15 protein-coding genes are annotated in these 19,002 nt (G+C 69.1%); 2 read left to right on the top strand and 13 right to left on the bottom strand.

Annotated elements, in window-relative coordinates:
- Positions 1-58: 58 nt before the first annotated feature.
- The 6 genes from mhpT to PQB87_RS17985 all read right to left on the bottom strand — a co-directional run bounded on the left by mhpT (position 59) and on the right by PQB87_RS17985 (position 8,294).
- A complete protein-coding gene (gene mhpT / locus PQB87_RS18010; RefSeq protein WP_059651509.1) occupies positions 59-1,264 on the bottom strand; it encodes a 3-(3-hydroxy-phenyl)propionate transporter MhpT in 1,206 nt (401 codons plus the stop codon).
- 273 nt (positions 1,265-1,537) lie between these two features.
- Complete coding sequence (locus PQB87_RS18005) at positions 1,538-2,032, bottom strand: MarR family winged helix-turn-helix transcriptional regulator (protein WP_059487681.1); 495 nt, start codon at positions 2,030-2,032, stop codon at positions 1,538-1,540.
- A gap of 171 nt (positions 2,033-2,203) precedes the next feature.
- Complete coding sequence (locus PQB87_RS18000; RefSeq protein ID WP_489243424.1) at positions 2,204-3,955, bottom strand: acyl-CoA dehydrogenase; 1,752 nt, start codon at positions 3,953-3,955, stop codon at positions 2,204-2,206.
- A gap of 10 nt (positions 3,956-3,965) precedes the next feature.
- A complete protein-coding gene (locus PQB87_RS17995; RefSeq protein ID WP_175830380.1) occupies positions 3,966-5,870 on the bottom strand; it encodes a feruloyl-CoA synthase in 1,905 nt (634 codons plus the stop codon).
- Positions 5,871-5,971: 101 nt separating this feature from the next.
- Positions 5,972-7,423 carry an aldehyde dehydrogenase gene (locus PQB87_RS17990; protein ID WP_060067991.1) on the bottom strand — a complete coding sequence of 484 codons (1,452 nt, stop codon included), beginning with the start codon at positions 7,421-7,423 and terminating at the stop codon, positions 5,972-5,974.
- Positions 7,424-7,466: 43 nt separating this feature from the next.
- On the bottom strand, positions 7,467-8,294 hold the full coding sequence (locus PQB87_RS17985; protein ID WP_021163522.1) for a p-hydroxycinnamoyl CoA hydratase/lyase: 828 nt from the start codon (positions 8,292-8,294) through the stop codon (positions 7,467-7,469).
- A 169-nt stretch (positions 8,295-8,463) separates the two neighbouring features.
- On the opposite strand from PQB87_RS17985, the gene PQB87_RS17980 reads away from it, so the two are divergent.
- On the top strand, positions 8,464-9,354 hold the full coding sequence (locus PQB87_RS17980) for an amidohydrolase family protein (RefSeq protein ID WP_059676673.1): 891 nt from the start codon (positions 8,464-8,466) through the stop codon (positions 9,352-9,354).
- A 61-nt stretch (positions 9,355-9,415) separates the two neighbouring features.
- Here PQB87_RS17980 and PQB87_RS17975 read toward each other — a convergent pair whose 3' ends face one another.
- The 7 genes from PQB87_RS17975 to PQB87_RS17945 form a co-directional block, all read right to left on the bottom strand.
- On the bottom strand, positions 9,416-10,315 hold the full coding sequence (locus tag PQB87_RS17975) for an SMP-30/gluconolactonase/LRE family protein (protein ID WP_489243423.1): 900 nt from the start codon (positions 10,313-10,315) through the stop codon (positions 9,416-9,418).
- A gap of 51 nt (positions 10,316-10,366) precedes the next feature.
- Positions 10,367-11,392, bottom strand: a complete 1,026-nt coding sequence (araH, locus tag PQB87_RS17970; RefSeq protein WP_059688109.1) for an L-arabinose ABC transporter permease AraH — start codon at positions 11,390-11,392, stop codon at positions 10,367-10,369.
- 30 nt (positions 11,393-11,422) lie between these two features.
- Positions 11,423-13,000: an L-arabinose ABC transporter ATP-binding protein AraG gene (gene araG, locus PQB87_RS17965; RefSeq protein ID WP_489243422.1), complete on the bottom strand. Its 1,578-nt coding sequence runs from the start codon at positions 12,998-13,000 to the stop codon at positions 11,423-11,425.
- A 20-nt stretch (positions 13,001-13,020) separates the two neighbouring features.
- Entirely contained in the window at positions 13,021-14,034 is a 1,014-nt protein-coding gene (locus tag PQB87_RS17960) for an arabinose ABC transporter substrate-binding protein (protein WP_059688111.1), read from the bottom strand.
- Positions 14,035-14,119: 85 nt separating this feature from the next.
- Entirely contained in the window at positions 14,120-15,049 is a 930-nt protein-coding gene (locus PQB87_RS17955) for a Gfo/Idh/MocA family protein (RefSeq protein ID WP_111938681.1), read from the bottom strand.
- Positions 15,050-15,085: 36 nt separating this feature from the next.
- The gene (locus PQB87_RS17950) at positions 15,086-16,015 is read right to left on the bottom strand and encodes a dihydrodipicolinate synthase family protein (RefSeq protein WP_489243421.1); all 930 of its coding nucleotides are present in this window, start codon (positions 16,013-16,015) and stop codon (positions 15,086-15,088) included.
- Between the two features lie 128 nt (positions 16,016-16,143).
- Entirely contained in the window at positions 16,144-17,895 is a 1,752-nt protein-coding gene (locus PQB87_RS17945) for an IlvD/Edd family dehydratase (protein WP_027790240.1), read from the bottom strand.
- Between the two features lie 114 nt (positions 17,896-18,009).
- On the opposite strand from PQB87_RS17945, the gene PQB87_RS17940 reads away from it, so the two are divergent.
- A complete protein-coding gene (locus tag PQB87_RS17940) occupies positions 18,010-18,960 on the top strand; it encodes a LysR substrate-binding domain-containing protein (RefSeq protein WP_174413357.1) in 951 nt (316 codons plus the stop codon).
- The last annotated feature ends 42 nt before the right edge of the window (positions 18,961-19,002 follow it).

The raw sequence follows: 19,002 nt of genomic DNA, 5'->3' as shown, positions 1-19,002 counted from the left end.
CTCCAGACCTGTGTCGTAATCGCGCTCTACCGGCGCTCGTGGTTGAAATGGGAAGAAATCAGTCGTGCGCCTGCGGGCGCCGGATCAGCATCAGCGCAGCGACGGCGGCGACGAGCGTGACGGGAATGCTCGCGCCGATCACGACCGACGCGCTGCGGCCCATGGCGAGCAGTTCGGCGGCGGCGAGCGGCCCGACCACCGAGCCGAGGCGGCCGACGGCGACGGCGGAGCCGACGCCGGTGCCACGCATCGCGGTCGGGTAATAGATCGCGGCCAGCGCATACAGCACCGACTGGCCGCCGACGACGAACATCCCGGCCGCGAACGCGGCGGCGGACAGCCACAGGAGGCCGGGCGCGATCGCCAGCGCGGCAAGCGACAGCACGATCCCCGCGTACATGCCGCCGACCACGCGCGACGGACGCAAGCGGTCCATCGACATGCCGATGCCGAGCACGCCGAGGCCGCTGCCGATATTGAAGAAGATCTGCACGATCCCGGCCTGGCTGCGCGCGAGCCCCTTCGCGGCCATCAGCGACGGCAGCCAGTTCAGCAGGAAATACAGCACGATCAGCGTGCAGAAGTAGCTGAGCCACAACGCCAGTGTCGTGCCGGTACGCGAGCCGCCGAACAGCGTCTGTCCGACGCTGGGGCGCGCCGCGCCCGATGCGCTGACGTCGAGGAACGCACGCGACTCGGGCAGCAGTGCGAGCAGCAGCGGCGCGAGCAGCAGCGGGCCGACGCCCCCGACATAGAAAATGTGCCGCCATTCGGTGTCGCCTGCGAGCAGCACGCCGATCAGCGACGCGATCACGCCGCCGAACGGAATCCCGCAGTACATCACGGCCACCGCGCTGCTGCGCGAGCGTGCGTCGACCGCTTCCGACGACAAGGCAATGAGGTTCGGCATCGCGCCGCCGAGGCCGAGGCCGGTCAGCGCACGAACGGCGACCAGCATCGCGAAGCTCGACACCTGCGCGGTCGCGATCGACAGCAGCCCGAACAGGCAGACCGACGCGATCAGCACGTGCTTGCGGCCGACCCGGTCGGCCAGCCAGCCGCCGAGCATCGCGCCCGGCAGCAGGCCGAACGTGCCCGCGCTGAACGCGAGCCCCATCTGTGAAACCGAGAGCCCGAATTCGTGGGCCATGCGCGGTGCCGCGACGCCGACCGACTGCAGGTCGAGCCCCTCGAGCAATGCGATCGCGAAACACAGGCCGAGCGTCGTCGCGACGGCCGGCCTTGCGGCAACGGAAGTGTCCATGTTGTCTCCTAACCGTGACTCGCGCGGCATACGCGGAACGCATGCGCGGTGTCCTTGCTTTATCGTGATCGGGTCTCGTCTGTTTATCAGGTAACCTGATTAAGAACCCGAAAGAAAATCCCGTCGAGGGACGGGATGATTTAATAACAGGTAACCTGATATTTCAAGTGTCGCGAGCGCGGTGTTAACCCGCAACCCGTTCGCGACTCGCGCCACGCCGCGGCATGGCGCGGCGCGGCCGGAGAAACCGGAACGAAAGACGCGGCGGCGTGCTCAGTCGCGCAGGTTGCGCACGAACAGCTCGAGCGTGCGGTGAACCTGCGCGACGTCGTCGGCGCTCACGTCGTCGCCGAGCATCCGGCGTTCGAGCGGCCGCAGCACCTGCTCGCATTCGCGCAGGATTGCCGAGCCCTCGTCGGTCAGACGCAGCAGGATCACGCGACCGTGGCTGGGATCGGCCTCGCGCGTCACGAAGCCGCGGGCGGCCATCGCAACCATCACTTCGTTCGCGGATTGCGGCGTGATGAACGAGCGCACCGCGAGTTGCGCATTGGACAGCGCGCCGCGCGCCTCGAGCACCGACAGCGCCGTGTACTGCGCGAGCGTCACACCGAGCGGCACGAGCGCATCGCTCATCTGGCGGCGCAGCAGCCGGTCGAGATTGCCGATCAGGTAGGTAAGCCGCTGCTGCGAACGCGTGCGCGGCCTGGCTTCGCTGGCGCGGGCCGTGCGTTTCGGGCCGGCCGGTTTGACGGGTGTCGAACTCATGAACGTGTCGGAAGGAGGATCGCGGGCCATCTTACCTCACGCGGTCCGTATATCAGGCCGTAATCGGCCCTTATGTCGGCCCCGTAGTCGGCCCGCATATCGGCCCGCACGGCGGCTCGTGCCGGCCGGCGAGCCGCCCCGGGGGCCGTCCATGCCCGGCTCGGACAAACCTCATGCCGCGGCAACCGGCAACGCCGCGCGGCAGCCCGCGTCCACCAGCGCGAGCCGATGTGCGAATGCCGCGAGCGGATAGTCGAAGAAGTAGGTGCCGACCGCGCGCTTGCCCGCACGGAACGAATCGTCTCCCGGCGCATCGCCGACGATGCGCAGCGTGCGCGCCCACGCGAACGCGAGCAGCAGCCAGCCGACCAGCGCGAGATAGTCGTCCGCGACGCGGTAGGGCAGATCCGGATCGTGCTCGCTCGCGCGGATCACGCCGGCCGTCACGCGCTCGAGGTCCGCGCACAGCGTGGCGACGCGCGCCCCGGCGTCCCTCGCCCGCTCGTCCGCTGCCGCCTGGACGCTCTGCGCGGCTTCCGCGCGAATCAACTCGAGCAGCTCATGCAGCGCCTCGCCGCGATCCCCCAGCACCTTGCGCACCAGCAGATCGATCGCCTGGATCTCGTTGGTCCCTTCGTACAGCATCGACACGCGGCAATCGCGCAGCGTCTGTTCGATCCCGTATTCGTGAACGTAGCCGTAGCCGCCGAATACCTGCAGCGCGTTCGACGCGGCCGCGAAGCCGTTCGCGGTGAAGAACGCCTTGGCAACCGGCGTGAGCAACGATGCCAGCCGCACCGCCGCGAGCCGTGCCGGCGGCTGCGGATCGTGCGCGGCGACGTCGAGCCAGTGCGCGATCCAGTAGCCGATCGCGCGCTCGCCTTCGACGATCGCCTGCGCATCGAGCAGGATGCGGCGGATCGCGGCGTGTTGCGCGATCGGCGCCGCCCTGCCCTGCACGCGCTCGCGCGCATAGGCCGACGCGGCCTGCCATGCGCTCTGCGCATGCCCGACACCCTGCATGGCGACCTGCAGGCGCGCCGCGTTCATCATCACGAACATCGAGGCGAGCCCGCGATGCGGATCGCCGACGAGCCAGCCCGCGGCCGCGTCGAAACGCATCGTGCAGGTCGGGCTTGCCTTCAGCCCCATCTTCTTCTCGATGCCGTCGCACCAGACGCCGTTGCGCACGCGGCCGCCCGGCGCGTCGAGCCACTTCGGCACGACGAACAGCGACAGCCCCTTCGTTCCCGCCGGCGCATCGGGCAGCCGCGCGAGCACGAGGTGCACGATGTTGTCGGTCAGGTCGTGCTCGCCGCCGGTGATGAACAGCTTGCTGCCGCTGATCCGGTAGCCGTCGGCGGCCGGGTCCGGCACTGCCTGCGTGCGCAGCAGGCCGAGATCGCTGCCCGCCTGTGGCTCGGTGATGCACATCGTCGTCAGCCACTCGCCGCTCGCGATCTTCGGCAGCACGTCGCGCTTCAGGCGCTCGCCGCCGTGCGCGCGCAGGCACGCCACCGCGCCGTGCGTGAGCCCCGGCGACATCAGCCACGCATGGTTCGCCCCCGCGAGCATCTCCTGCAGCGCGACGTCGAGCAGATGCGGCAGCCCCTGGCCGCCGCAATCGGCGTCGAGCGCGAGCGTCGGCCAGCCGGCGTCGACGTAATCGCGGTACGCATCGCGAAAGCCCGCCGGCATCGTCACGCCGGCACCGTCGAACCGGCAGCCCTCGAGATCGCCGGTCGAATCGAGCGGCGCGATGCGTTCGACCACGAAGCGGGCGGCTTCGTCGAGCACCTGCCCGGCGGTCGACAGGTCGAGCTCCGCCCAGTCGGGCACGCGGCGCCACAGCGCCGGCGCATCGAGCCATTCGCCGATCACGAACAGCATGTCGCGCAACGGCGCGCAATACGCGTTGCTCATCGCGCGCACCTCATGCGCGGCGCGCCGTGCCGGCGACGATCACGCCCGCGTCGGCCGCGCCCGGTTCGTACATCGCGTCGACCACCGCCGCACGGTGCATGAGCACCGCACGCTGGTTGATCGAGCCCTTGTCGGTGACTTCGCCGAGATCGAGCGAAGGCGGCGTATCGAGCACGCACAGCCGCGTGACGAACGTCGCGCTGCCGGTCGCATCGCGGTTCAGGCGCTCGAGCAGCGCCGCGAAGAACGCCCGCACCGCGGGCGCCTGCAGGACGGTGCGCACGTCGGCGTCCGGTGCCGCGCCGGCCAGGCGACGGCAATCGTCGACGCGCGGGAAGATCATCACGCCGACGTCGTCGCGGTTCATCCCCGTGACGACCGCGTCCTGCACGTACGGCGCGCCGTTCGATACGATCCGCGCGCGCATGGGCCCGACGCTCACGAAGGTGCCTGACGACAGCTTGAAATCCTCCGCGATGCGCCCGTCGAACATCAGGCCGATCTCCGGCCGCGCGGGATCGACGAAACGCACCGCATCGCCGCTGCGGTAGTAGCCCTCCTCGTCGAATACCTCGCGCGCGTCGTCGCCGCTCGCGCGCCAATAACCGGCCATCACGTTCGGCCCGCGAAAGCGCGCCTCGAGCTTGCCGTCGACCGGCACCAGCTTCGCGTCGCAGCCGGGCGCGGGCAGGCCGATGTAGCCGGCCCCCGACACCGGCCCGGTGGTGAACATGCACGATGGCGCGGCCTCGGTCATCCCGAGGCCCGCCATGATCCGGATGCGCTCGCCGCAGTGCGCGAGCGTCACGCGCTCGAGCCGGTCCCACGCGGCCTGCGACAGTCCGGCGCCCGCGAAGAAATACATCTTCACGCGCGAGAAGAAGGTTTCGCGCAGCGCGGCATCCGTTTCGAGCGCCGCAGCCAGCTCTTCCCAGCCCTTCGGCACGTTGAAATACACGGTGGGCGCGATCTCGCGCAGGTTGCGCAGCGTCTCGCCGAACTTGCCGGCGACCGGCTTGCCGTCGTCGATGTACAGCGTGCCGCCGTTGTACAGCGCGATGCCGACGTTATGGCTGCCGCCGAACGTGTGATTCCACGGCAGCCAGTCGACCAGCACCGGCGGCTCCAGGCCGAACTGCGGAAACGTCTCGAGCAGCATCTGCTGGTTGCTGCACAGCATCCGGTGCGTGGTCGGCACCGCCTTGGGCAGCCGTGTCGACCCAGACGTGAACAGGAATTTCGCGATCGTGTCGCCGGTGATCGCACCGTGCGCGGCATCGACGCTGCCCGGTGTCGTGTCGAGCAGCGACGAGAAACGCGTGACGCCATCCATCCCGTCGGGTGCCGACACGACCACGCGCTCGACATCAGGCGGCACCGACGCGTCGAGCGCGGCACGAAACGCCGCGCCGTCCGACGCGAAGACCAGCCCCGGCGTGAGCACGGCGAGCGCGTGGCGCAGCTTGCCGTAATCGCTCGACACGAGCGAATACGCGGGCGACAGCGGCGCATGCGGAATGCCGGCCCACATCGCGCCGAACGCGATTTGCAGATGTTCGAGGTCGTTGCCCGACAGGATCGCGACGGGCCGCTCGGCCGACAGCCCGCGATCGAGCAGCGCCTGGCCGATCGCGCGGGCGCGCTCGAGCATCTGCGCATACGTGATGCCGATCCACGTACCGTCGGGCCCGCGCCGCGCGACCAGCCAGCGGTCCGGATGCGCGCGCGCGCCGCTCGCGAGCCGGTCGGTCAGCCGGTGTGGGTACGCGCCGAGCGGGGTCGTCGCGCGCAAGGTCCAGCAGCCGTCGCGTTGCACGATCTCCGGCGGTGCCGTGCCGATCGCCACGGGGCGATAGCCGGCGGGAACGCGCTGTGCGGCAGCCGCGTCGCGCAGTTGGGTCGGATCCGCATCCAAGTTCTGTCTCCGGTCGGTTCCGCCCCGCGCGCGTGCGCGCGCCGGGCGGAGACTTCATTGTGTCGTTGTCTCAACTGGGGCGCCGCGGCGCCCGGGACGGCTCAGATCGGGTAGTGACGCGGCGTGGTCTGGACCGTGATCCAGCGCAGGTCGGTAAACTCGGCGATCGACGCCTTGCTGCCGAACCGGCCGTAGCCGCTTGCCTTCACGCCGCCGAACGGCATCTGCGCCTCGTCGTGCACCGTCGGCCCGTTGATGTGGCAGATGCCCGATTCGATCTGCTTCGCGACCTGCATCGCACGCGCGATATCGCGGCTGAACACCGCCGCCGACAGCCCGTACTCGCTGTCGTTCGCGGCCGCGAGCGCGGCGGCGTCGCCGTCGACGCGCTGCACGGTCACCACCGGCCCGAACGATTCGTCCGCATACAGCTGCATGTCACGCGTGACACCGTCGACGATCGTCGGCTGCATCACCGCGCCGTCGACTTCACAGCCGAGCGGGAGCGCGGCGCCGTGTGCACGCGCGTCGTCCACCATCGCCGCGATCCGCTGCGCGGCGGCCGCGCTTTCGAGCGTGCCCAGCACGACGCCCGGCGCGGCCGGGTTGCCGGCCTTCAGCGTGCGGGCCTTCGCGACGAGCCGTTCGACGAACGCATCGGCGACCTTGCGATCGACGATCACGCGCTCGGTCGACATGCAGATCTGCCCCTGGTTGAAGAACGCGCCGAATGCGACCGCCTCGACCGCCGCGTCGAGATCGGCGTCGTCGAGCACGAGCACCGGCGCCTTGCCGCCGAGTTCGAGCAGCGCCGGCTTCAGGTGCTGCGCGGCGAGCGTCGCGACGATGCGGCCGACGCGTGTCGAACCGGTGAAGTTCACGCGGCGCACCGCCGGGTTCGCGATCAGCCGCTCGACGATCGCCGGCGCGTCCTGCGGCGCATGCGTGATCACGTTGACCACGCCGTCGCCGAGCCCTGCGTCGTGCAGCACGCTGCCGATCAGCCGGTGCACGCCCGGACAACCCTCGGACGCCTTCAGCACCACCGTGTTGCCGCATGCGAGCGGCATCGCGAGCGCACGGGTCGCGAGAATCACCGGCGCATTCCACGGCGCGATCCCGAGCACGACACCGCACGGCTGGCGCACGGCCATCGCGAGGCTGCCGGGCACGTCCGACGGGATCACTGCGCCGTCGATCTGCGTGGTCATCGCGGCCGACTCGCGCAGCATGTTCGCCGCGAGCATCACGTTGAAGCCGTACCAGTTCGCCATCGCACCGGTTTCCGTGCGGCCGGTTTCGATGAATTCGCCCGCCCGTGCGTCCATCCGGTCGGCCGCCGCGAGCAGCCGCCGACGGCGCTCGGTCGGCGCGAGCGCGGCCCACGCGGGGAATGCGCGCGCCGCTGCCGCGACCGCGGCGTCCGCGTCGGCAAGCGTCGCCGCGGCGGCGCGCGACGCCACCCGTCCCGTCGCCGGATCGATCCGGTCGAAGGTCCCGCCGTCCGACGCGCCGCGCGACACGCCGTCGATCAACAAACTCACTTCGTGCATTTCCGTGTCTCCACTCGGATCCGGTTGCGTGCGGCGGCGCGCGTCAGCGCTTGTACGCCTGCAGGCCCGGCTTGATGCTCTTGTCGTCGAGGAACTGCTTGAGGCCCTGCTCGCGCCCGCCTTCCGGATCGCGGTAGTTCGCCTGGTCGAGCTTCGCGTACAGGTAGTCCTCGTTCTGCTCCCAGGTCAGCTCGCGGCAGCGCTTGAAGCCGTGCTTCGCGTTACGGATCACGACCGGGTTCTTGTCGAGCAGCTTCGCGGCCAGCGCACGCACTTCGTCGCGCAGCTGCGCGCGCGGCACGCTCTTGTTGACGAGCCCCATCTGCGCGGCCTGCGGGCCGGTGAAGGTGTCGCCGGTCATGATGTAGTAAAGCGCCTGGCGATGGCCCACGGTGTCGGCCATCGCCTTGCTGACGAGGTTGCCCGGCGGGATGCCCCAGTTGATTTCCGACAGGCCGAACACCGCTTCGTCGGCCGCGATCGCGAGGTCGCACGCGACGAGCGGCGAGAAGCCGCCGCCGAAGCACCAGCCGTTGACCATCGCGATCGTCGGCTTCGCATACATGCGCAGCAATTGCCACTGCCAGCGGCTCGCGTCGCGGCGAATCTTTTCCTGCAGGATTTCCGGGCCCGCGTCGACTTCGCGGAAATATTCCTTCAGGTCCATCCCGGCCGTCCAGGCGTCGCCCTCGCCGGTCAGCACGAGCACCTGCGCCTCGGCATCGAGTTCGATCGCCTCCAGCACGTCGATCATCTCCGCGTTCAGCGTCGGGCTCATCGCGTTGCGCTTGTCCGGACGGTTCAGCGTCACCCATGCGATCCCGCCCTCGACCTCGACCTTCACCGTTTTCCAGCGCCCTTCGTAACCCATTTTCGTTCTCCAATGACGATGCCGCCCTGTGCGACTCGCGACCAATTTACTATCAGGTAACCTGATATGTAAAGTAGAATGGAAGCGGCTCCGGACAAACCCCTAAACGGGCCCGGACAGCCGATTTCGCGCCGTGCCGGCCGACGCATCACGACATGAGGAGACACGCTTGGACATCGACAACCTGATCGCCATCGACACGCACGTGCACGCGGAAGTGTCGTGCTGCCAGCCGCCGGACCTGTTCGCGAAGGCATTCGACGACGCGGCCGACAAGTACTTCGGCACCGTGCTGAAGCAGGGCCGTCGGCCGACCATTCCGGAGACGATCGCGCATTACCGCGAGCGCCGGATCGGCTTCGTGATGTTCACCGTCGACTGCGAGACGAACATCGGCCGGCGGCGCATTCCGAACGAGGAAATCGCGCAATTCGCGCAGGACAACGCCGACGTGATGATCGCGTTCGCGAGCATCGACCCGCACAAGGGCCGCTTCGGCGCGCGCGAGGCGCGCCGCCTGATCGACGAGCACGGCGTGAAGGGCTTCAAGTTCCACCCGACGATGCAGGGATGCTTCCCGAACGACAGGCTCGCCTATCCGATCTACGAGGTGATCGCGGAATACGGGTTGCCGGCCGTCTTCCACAGCGGGCATTCGGGGATGGGATCGGGGATGCGCGGCGGCGGCGGGCTGCGTCTGAAGTATTCCGAACCGATTCACCTCGACGACGTCGCGGCCGACTTCCCGGACATGAAGATCGTGATCGCACACCCTTCATGGCCGTGGCAGGAGCAGGCGCTGTCGATCGCGCTGCACAAGCCGAACGTCTACATCGACCTGTCGGGATGGTCGCCGAAGTACTTCTCGCCCGAGCTGGTGAAATACGCGAACACGCTGCTCAGGCACAAGGTGCTGTTCGCGTCCGATTTTCCGCTGATCCGGCCGGACCGCTGGCTCGAGGATTTTCAGGGCGCCGGGTTCCGGCCCGACGTGCATTCGCTGATTCTGAAAGACAACGCGGTCGCGTTGCTGGGGCTGCAGGCCGCGCAGCAGTCGTGACCCGTCCGGCCGTGACGGCGCCGGCCGCGCGCGGCGGCGCGACCGGCCGCGTCAGCCGTACTCAGTTCGCGGGCTTGCCCGCGAACCGCGCGGTCGGCAGCCCCGCGTAGCGCGTGCGGGCGACGAACACGCCGCCGGCGTCGGCATCGCTCGCCAGCGCGTCGTCGCTCAGCCCGACGCGCGCGCTCGTCACGTACAGCCGGCCTTCGCCGTCGAGCGCCACGCAGCTCGGCTGCGCGGTCGGCACTTCGACGCGTTCCGTTTCAACGCCGTCCGGCCCGTAGCGCACCACCCGCCGGCCGCCCCACTGCGCGTTCCACAGGCCACCGTCGCGATCCGTCGTCGAGCCGTCCGGGTCGCCGTCCGCATCGGTCAGCCGCGCGAACGATCGCACGTTCGCGACATCGCCGCCCGCGCGGTAATCGCACACGAGAATCTCGCGCACCAGCGAATCGCAGAAATACATCTTCGCCCCATCCGGCGAGAACGCGATGCTGTTCGCGATCGCGGCCGGCGGCAACGCGAGCCGCTGCAGCGTGAGATCCGGATTGAACCGATAGAACCCGCCGACCGCTTGCGGCGGCTCGCTGCCTTCGTCCTTCATCCCGAACACGAATGCGCCGGCCCCATCGCAGCGCCCGTCGTTCAGCCGCGTCGGCAGATCGGGTTCGACGTCGACGATCCGCGTGAACGCACCGCTGCGCACGTCGAAGAACGCGAGATGCGTCGCGAGCCCGACGAGCAGCACGTCCGGATCATGCGTCAGCGCGAAGCATGCGAGCCGTTCCGGCATCGGCCACTGCGCGAGGCCCGAGCCGTCCGCGCGGCAGCGCCACAGCCGCGCCCCTTCGATGTCCGTCCAGTACAGCGCGTGCGTCGCGTCGCACCACGTCGCGCCTTCGCCGAGCGTGTTGCGGCCGTCCACGAGCAGCGCCGCCGCGCCCGGATGAATCTGTTGCATGCCGTCTCCCGATGTCTGTCGCCTTCGCAGGCGGCCGCGCGTTCGTCAGGGTCAGATCTTCATCGCGCGCCGCTGGTTGCGACGATACTGGTCGAACAGCACCGCGAGCAACAGAATTCCGCCGCGTATCAGATATTGGTAAAACGTCGGCACGTTCAAGAGGCTCATCGCGTCCTGCACGGAGCCCATGATCAGCACGCCGACCAGCACGCCGGAGATCGTCGCGACGCCGCCCGTCAGCGACACGCCGCCGAGCACGCACGCGGAGATCACGCCGAGCTCGAGGCCGACCGAAGTCTTCGGATCGCCGAGGCTCATCCGCGACGCGAGCATCACGCCGGCGAAGCCGGTCACGAGCCCCTGCAGCACGAACACGGTGATCTTGATGCGCATCACCGGCAGCCCCGCGAGCAGCGCCGCCTCGCCGTTGCCGCCGACGGCCAGCACGTTCTTGCCGAACACCGTCTTGCGCAGCAGGAAGCCGAACACGACGAAGCCGACGATGTTGCTCCAGATCGGATACGAGATGCCGAGGAACGACCCGCCGCCGAGATCGAAGAAGCGCTCCTCGGAGATCATCACCGCGTCGCCGTTCGACGTGATGAACGCGAGCCCGCGCACGACTTCCATCATCGCGAGCGTGACGATCAGCGAGTTGATCCGCCAGCGCGCGATCAGCACGCCGTTGACGAGCCCGACCGCGCCGCCCGCGAGCACGCCGCCGGCGATGCCGAGCACGACGCTGTGCGTCGCGGTGATCAGCGTCGACGCGACGACGCCCGAGAACGCGACGATCGACGCGACCGACAGGTCGACCTCGCCGAGCGCGAGCACGAACATCATCGTCACCGCGATCGAGCCGATCAGCGTGACCGACAGCAGCAGGCCCTGGATGTTGCGCGGCGTGAGGAAGTCCGGCACGGTCAGCGACAGCGTCGCGAACAGCACGAGGAACACCATCACGATGCCGGAGCGGTTGATCAGTTGCCACACGCCGCCGCGCGCTCGCGCGGGCGCGGCCGTGGCCGCGGCATCGGGGGACGGGGAAGTGCGTTGGGGTTGCATTGCCTGGCTCATATCAGTTGCTTTCCGGTTGACTGCAGGCCGCTAACGCGGCAGCGCGAGCTTGATCAGCGCGTCGGGCGTCGCCTGCGCCTTCGCGACTTCGCCCGCGATCCGTCCTTCCTTCATCACGATGATCCGGTCCGACACGCCGATCACCTCGGCGAGGTCGCTCGACACGAGGATCACCGTGCGGCCCGCTTCCGCGAGTTCGTAGAACAGGTTGTAGATTTCCGCGCGCGCGCCGACGTCGATGCCGCGCGTCGGCTCGTCCATCAGGAACACGTCGATGCGCTCGGCCAGCCAGCGCGCGAGCACGACCTTCTGCTGGTTGCCGCCCGACAGCGCGCCGATCGGCGTGTCGCCGTCGCGGGTCTTGATCGCGAGCCGCTCGATATAGCGCTGCGCGAGTTCACGCTCGCGCCGCCCGTCGAGCAGCATGCGCGCCGGGCTGAAATGCCGACGCGCGCTGATGTTCAGGTTGTCGGCCACCGACGCGATCGCGACGATGCCTTCCTGCTTGCGGTCTTCCGGGCACAGCGCGAGGCCCGCGCGCACCGCGTCGCGCGGGCTCCCGAACGCGACCCGCCGCCCGTTCAGCTCGACGTGCCCCGCGCTCGGGCGCGCGGCGCCGTACAGCAGCTTCATCAGCTCCGAGCGGCCCGCGCCGACCAGCCCGAAGAAGCCGACGATCTCGCCGCGCCGCGCGGTGAACGACACGGGCTCGGCGAGCCCGGGCCCCGCCAGCCCCTTCGCCTCGATCAGCACGTCGCCGGGTGTGCGCGGCCGGTAGCCGTACACGTCCTCGATCGAGCGGCCGACCATGCAGCCGATCAGCCGGTCGCGGTCGAGATCGGCCACGGATTCGAACGTCTCGATGCGACGGCCGTCGCGGAACACGGTCACGCGGTCGCACAGTTCATACACTTCCTCCATCCGGTGCGTGACGTAGATGATCGCGCGGCCTTCCGCGCGCAGTGCACGGATGATCCGGAACAGTTGCGCGGTCTCGCGCGCGGACAGCGAGCTCGTCGGTTCGTCGAACGCGATCACGCGCGCGTCGCGCATCAGCGCCTTGCCGATCTCGATCATCTGGCGCTGGCCGATCGACAGATACTTCACCGGAATGCCCGGATCGATGTGCTCGCCGAGCCGCTCCAGCGCATCGAGCGCGCGCACGGCAAGCGCGCGTTCGTCGACCACGCCGAGCCGGCTCGGCAGCTGCCCGAGCATCAGGTTTTCCGCGACCGTCAGCTCGGGCACGAGATGCAGTTCCTGGTAGATGATCGCGATGCCGGCCTCCAGCGCCGCGCGCGTCGACGCGAAGTGCTGCACCGCGCCGTTCAGCGTCAGCGTGCCGGCCTGCGGCTGGTTCACGCCGGACAGCACCTTCAGCAGCGTCGACTTCCCCGCGCCGTTCTCGCCCATCAGCCCGTGCACTTCGCCCGCGCGCACCGACAGCGACACGGCGTCGAGCGCGCGCACGCCCGGGAACGTCACCGTGATGCCGTCGAGCGCGAGCAGCGCCGCGTCCGGCCGCGACGTGCCGGCTGCGTCGGCAGCGGCGGCCGTGACTGTGTCCGTGCTGCCGGCGGATACGGTCGTCATCGTCTGCGTCGTCATCGCTTGCTCGCCCCGCACGCTCAGATGCCGAGTTCGGCGCGCACGGCCTGCCAGTTCGCGCGCGTCATCAGCTTGCCGCTCGTCTGCGTGTCGGCCGGCGGCGTCTTGCCGTTGCGAATCCAGTCGACGAGGTTCTGCGTGCTGTCCTTGCCGTGGTTCGTCGAGCTGACGGCGATCGTCCCGTAGAAGCCGGTCGGCTCCTTCTTCTGGAATTCGGCGAACGCCTCGCCGGCACCGTTGATGCCGACGCCGATCACGTCGGCGGCCGGAATATGCAGCTGTTCGGTCGCGCGCACCGCGCCGAGCACGGTTTCCTCGTTCAGCGCGTAGACCACCCACTTCTTGATGTTCGGATGCCGCGCGAGCACCGGCGCGGCCGCGCTGAAGCCGCCTTCGTCGTCGGTCGTCTTCTGCGGCGCATCGAAGATGTTCTCCTGGCGGAAGCCGTTCGCGAGCAGCGCCTGCGTCGCGCCGTCGGTGCGCAGCTTCGCGGTCGGCAGCTCGTAGTTCGTGATCCGCAGCGCGCCGACTTCCTCGGGCTTCCAGCCGCGTCGCTTCATCTCGTCGGAAATCGCCTGGCCGACCTGGTTGCCGATCTTGGTCGCCGACATCCCGAGGTGCGGCACGTTCGACAGCGGCTTGCCGGTCGAATCGACGAGCTGGTCGTCGACGGTCACGAACTTCATGTTGTAGCGCTTCGCACGCGCGGCGATCGCCGGCCCGAGGCGCACGTCGGGCGCGCAGATCACGAAACCCTGCGCGCCTTGCGAACCGAGGTTGTCGATCGCGGCCAGCACCTTCTCGCCGTCGGGCGTGCCGATCTTCACGACCGAGAAATTCTCCTTCTGGCCGAGCGCGGACGCCGCGTTCTGCTCGTTGATGAACCATGCCTGCTCGGGCATCTTCACCAGGAAGCCGATCTTCAGCGGCGCGTCGGCGCGCGCCGCGCCCTGCATGCCGAGCGGCGCGATGCACAGCGCGGCGAGCAGCGCGCGCAGGGTGTGTCGGCGAATCGTGTGGGTCGTGCGGTTCATGCGGTGTCTCCTTGATGTCGGCTTGTGCCGTAATGATTCGTCGTGCGCGATCGCGCCGCAGCGCGCCCGCGCATAGTCAGCGTAGTCAGCGTCCGAACGCGTCGGTCTGCACGCGCCGGCCGAACAGGAACGCATCGGCGACGAGCCGCAGCGGCCGCACGTCGACGTCGCTTTCACCCCGCGCGATCAGCGCGTGGAAGTGCGCATACAGCGCCGGGTACTCGCGTTCGGGCCCGATCTCGACCGGCTCGCCCGCGATCGACAGTTGCGCGCCGCCGCGGCTGATCGCGAGCACGCCGTCGGCCGTGTCGACCGCGATTTCCCATTGCTCGACCGGGCCGTGCCGCCAGTCGAATTCCGCGCGCACGGGCACGCCATCGGTATCCGTGCAATCGAGTTCGGCGGCGATCGGCGTCTGCACGTCGCTCGGCACGATCAGCGTCGCCTCGCGCAGCACGAGCTCGCGCGGCAGGATCCGCGTGACGATCGACAGCGCGTTGATGCCCGGATCGAACACGCCGAGGCCGCCCGGTTCCCAGATCCATTGCTGCCCCGGGTGCCAGCGCCGCACGTCCTCCTTCCAGCGCACCTGCACCGCGCGGATCGTGCGGGTCGCGAGCCACGCGCGCGCGGGCTCCACCGCGCTCGCGCAGCGCGAATGCCACGTGGCGAACAACGTGAGCCCGCGCTCGCGCGCGAGCGCCTCCAGCACGGCCACTTCGCCGAGCGTCGCGCCCGGCGGCTTCTCGAGCATCACGTGCTTGCCGGCTTCGAGCGCGGCGCGCGCCTGCGCGTAGCGCACCTGCGGTGGCGCGCACAGCGACACGGCGTCGAGCTCGCGCTCGGTGGCCAGCAGCGCGCGCAGGTCGCGATAGTTGCGCACGCCATCGACTTCCGCATGGCGGCTCGCGCACGCGGTCAGCTTGAAGCCCGGTTCGGCGTCGATCGCCGGCAGATGCTGGTCGCGCGCGATCTTGCCGACGCCGACGATACCCAGCGAAACCTGATCACTCATCGTGCATGCCTCCTTCGCGAATCGTTCGGTGGTCGTTCAGTGCGCCCAGCGCAGCACGAGCGGATCGAGCCGGCGCGCGATCGCGAGCAGTTCCGCGCGCGTGTCCGGATGCAGTTCCGGCATCGGATGCCGCGGCCGCTCGCATGAGATCACGCCGCCTTCGCGCATCAGCGCTTTCGCGGTGAGGATCCCGGACTGGCGGTTCTCGTGATTGATCAGCGGCAGCCACGCCTGATAGCGCTCGAAAGCGTCGTCGTGGCGCCCTTCGCGCCAGGCTTCGAGAATCGGCCGGATGCCGTCCGGAAACCCGCCGCCCGTCATCGCGCCGGTCGCGCCGGCATGGAGGTCGGCGAGCAGCGTGATCGCCTCCTCGCCGTCCCACGGCCCCTCGATCGCGTCGCCGCCGAGCCGGATCAGCTCGCGCAGCTTGTTCGCCGCCCCGGGCGTCTCGATCTTGAAGTACGCGACCTGCTCGATCTCGCGCGCCATCCGTGCGAGGAACGAGGCGGACAGCACCGTGCCGCTCGCGGGCGCATCCTGGATCATGATCGGGATGTCGATCGCGTCCGACACGCGCGCAAAGAAATCGAAGACCTGCGCTTCCGGCACGCGGAACGTCGCGCCGTGATAAGGCGGCATCGCCATCACCATCGCCGCGCCGAGCTGCTGCGCGCGCAGGCTGCGCGCCGCGCACACCTGCGTGCTGTAGTGCGATGTCGTGACGATCACCGGCACGCGGCCCGCGACGTGTTCGAGAATCGCGCGCGTGAGCACGTCGCGTTCGTCGTCGGTGATCGCGAACTGCTCGGAGAAATTCGCGAGGATGCACAGCCCGTCGGAACCCGCGTCGATCATGAAATCGACCGCGCGTTTCTGGCTCGCGAGGTCAAGCTCGCCGGTGTCGGTGAAGGTCGTCGGGACGACGGGGAAGATGCCGCGATAACGCGGCGTGCTGCTCGATGTCATGGTTCGCGTCCTGCTTCGGCGTCGGTGGTGACCGGCCGTCATGCGTTCACGGTTTCACGAAGCGGGCCCGGGCGGGCCCGCAACCGGCTGCGGCGCGCGTTTGTGGCACCTCTCGCGCCGCCTGCCGCTCAATGCGAATGGCTCGGCACGTCCGCGCCGCGCGTGCCGACCAGGAAGTCGAGGTCGCACCCCTCGTCGGCCTGCAGCACGTGATCGATGTACAGCCGTGCGTAGCCGCCCTTGCCGAGCTGCCCGGCCACGCCCGGCGCCGCGGTCGGATCGACGTCCGACAGGCGGCGCTGCAGTTCGTCATCCGGAATGTCGAGATGCAGCGTGCCGGCCTCGCAGTCGAGCTCGATCCAGTCGCCGTTGCGCACGGCCGCGAGCGGCCCGCCGGCGGCGGCCTCCGGCGCCACATGCAGCACGACCGTGCCGTACGCGGTGCCGCTCATCCGCGCGTCGGAAATCCGCACCATGTCCTTCACGCCCTGGCGCAGCAGCTTCGGCGGCAGGCCCATGTTGCCGACCTCGGCCATCCCCGGATAACCGCGCGGCCCGCAATTCTTCAGCACGAGCACCGAGCTGGCGTCGACGTCGAGCGCCTCGTCGTTGATCGTCGCCTTGTAGTGGTCGAGGTTCTCGAACACGACCGCGCGGCCGCGATGCTTCAGCAGCTCGGGGCTCGCCGCCGACGGCTTCAGCACCGCGCCGCGCGGCGCGAGGTTGCCGCGCAGGATGCAGATGCCGCCGTCCGCGATCAGCGGCCGGTCGAGCGGACGAATCACTTCGTCGTCGTAGTTCGGCGCTTCGCGCACGTTGTCCCACAGCGACTTGCCGTTCACCGTCAGCGCGTCCGGGTGCGGCAGCAGCCCGCCTTCGCCGAGCCGGCGCAGCACGGCCGGCAGCCCGCCCGCGTAATAGAACTCCTCCATCAGGAAGCGCCCCGACGGCATCAGGTCGACGATCGTCGGCGTGTCGCGGCCGATGCGCATCCAGTCCTCCAGTTCGAGCGGCACGCCGATGCGGCCGGCGATCGCCTTCAGGTGGATCACCGCATTCGTCGAGCCGCCGATCGCCGCATTCGCGCGGATCGCGTTCTCGAACGCCGCGCGCGTGAGAACCTTCGACAGCACGAGCCCTTCGAGCGCCATCTCGACGATGCGGATGCCGGACATGTGCGCGAGCACGTAGCGGCGCGAATCGACGGCCGGGATCGCCGCGTTGTGCGGCAGCGCGACGCCGAGCGCCTCGGCCATGCACGCCATCGTCGACGCGGTGCCCATCGTGTTGCAGGTGCCGGCCGAGCGCGACATCCCGGCTTCGGCCGACAGGAAGTGATGCAGGTCGATCTCGCCGGCCTTCAGGGATTCATGCAGCTGCCACACGGCCGTGCCGGAGCCGATGTTCCTGCCTTCGAGCTTGCCGTTCAGCATCGGCCCGCCCGACACGACGATCGCCGGCACGTCGCAGCTCGCCGCGCCCATCAGCAGCGCGGGCGTCGTCTTGTCGCAGCCGGCGAGCAGCACGACCGCGTCGATCGGATTGCCGCGGATCGCTTCCTCGACGTCCATCGACGCGAGGTTGCGCGTGAGCATCGCCGACGGGCGCAGGTTCGATTCGCCGTTCGAGAACACCGGGAACTCGACCGGGAAGCCGCCCGCTTCGAAGATCCCGCGCTTCACGTGCTCGGCGAGCTTGCGGAAGTGCGCGTTGCACGGCGTCAGTTCGGACCACGTGTTGCAGATGCCGATGATCGGACGGCCATCGAACTCGTGATCGGGAATGCCCTGATTCTTCATCCAGCTCCGGTACATGAAGCCGTTCTTGTCGTTCGTGCCGAACCATTGGGCGGAGCGCAGCCTGGGTTTTGTTGCCGACATCGTCAGTCCTGTGGTGACGGGATACCGGCGCAGTCTAGGCAGAATTTTGATAACTGGCTAATGACGTTTTTGGCGATTACGATATCGATTCCGATATCGATATAAACCCGTACGATGCCCGAAGCCAGCCCGTGGGGAAACCGTGGCCGCCTGAAGACGCGCCAGCTTCTGCTGGTCGTCGCGCTTGCCGACGAAGGCAGCATTCACCGCGCGGCGGCCGCGCTGAACATGACGCAGCCGGCCGCGTCGAAGCTGCTGCGCGAACTCGAGGAATCGATCGGTGCGGTGCTGTTCGAACGCCTGCCGCGCGGGATGCGGCCGACGCTGTACGGCGACGCGCTGATCCGTCACGCGCGCGCGGCGCTCGGCAGCCTCGACCAGGCGCACGAGGAACTGGCCGCGCTGAAGGCCGGCCATCTCGGCCACGTGGCGGTGGGGGCGATCACGTCGCCGGGCTTGCGGCTCGTGCCGCCGGCGGTGGCAGCGGTGAAGGGCACGCATGCGGGCCTGCACGTATCGGTCGAGATCGACACCAGCAACGTGCTGCTCGAGCATCTCGCGCAGGACAAGATCGACATCGTGGTCGGCCGGCTTTCCGCCGAACACGACAAGCTGCGGCTGCGCTACGAGCCGCTGACCGGCGAGTCGGTGGCGGCCGTCGTGCGGACCGGCCATCCGCTGCTCGCGCAGGCGCCACTGGCGCTCGCGGACGTGCAGCGCGCCGCGTGGGTCGTGCCGCCGGCCGGCAGCGTGCTGCGCCATCGCTTCGAGCTCGTGTTCCAGCGCGCGAGCCTCGCGCCGCCGGCGAACCTCGTCGAGACGTCCGCGCTGCTGTTCATCACGCAACTGCTCGAACAGAGCGACATGATCGCGGTGCTGGCCGAGGACGTCGCGCGCTACTACGCGCGGCACGGGATCGTCACGGTGCTGCCGCTGGAGATGGATTGCCGGATGGACGATTTCGGGATCATCACGCGCACCGACCGGCTGCATTCGCCGGCCGTCGCGGTGATGGCCGATGCGATTCGCGCGGCTGCGCGGGGGGTTTATGGGGTCGTGCTGTGAGATAGCGGTAGGGTAGGGTTCCACCGCCGGACGTGGAGAGCA

The organism is Burkholderia sp. KL41 (assembly GCF_057005415.2).
The sequence above is the reverse complement of the archived record's forward strand: the minus strand, read 5'-3'. Positions and strand labels throughout refer to the sequence as shown.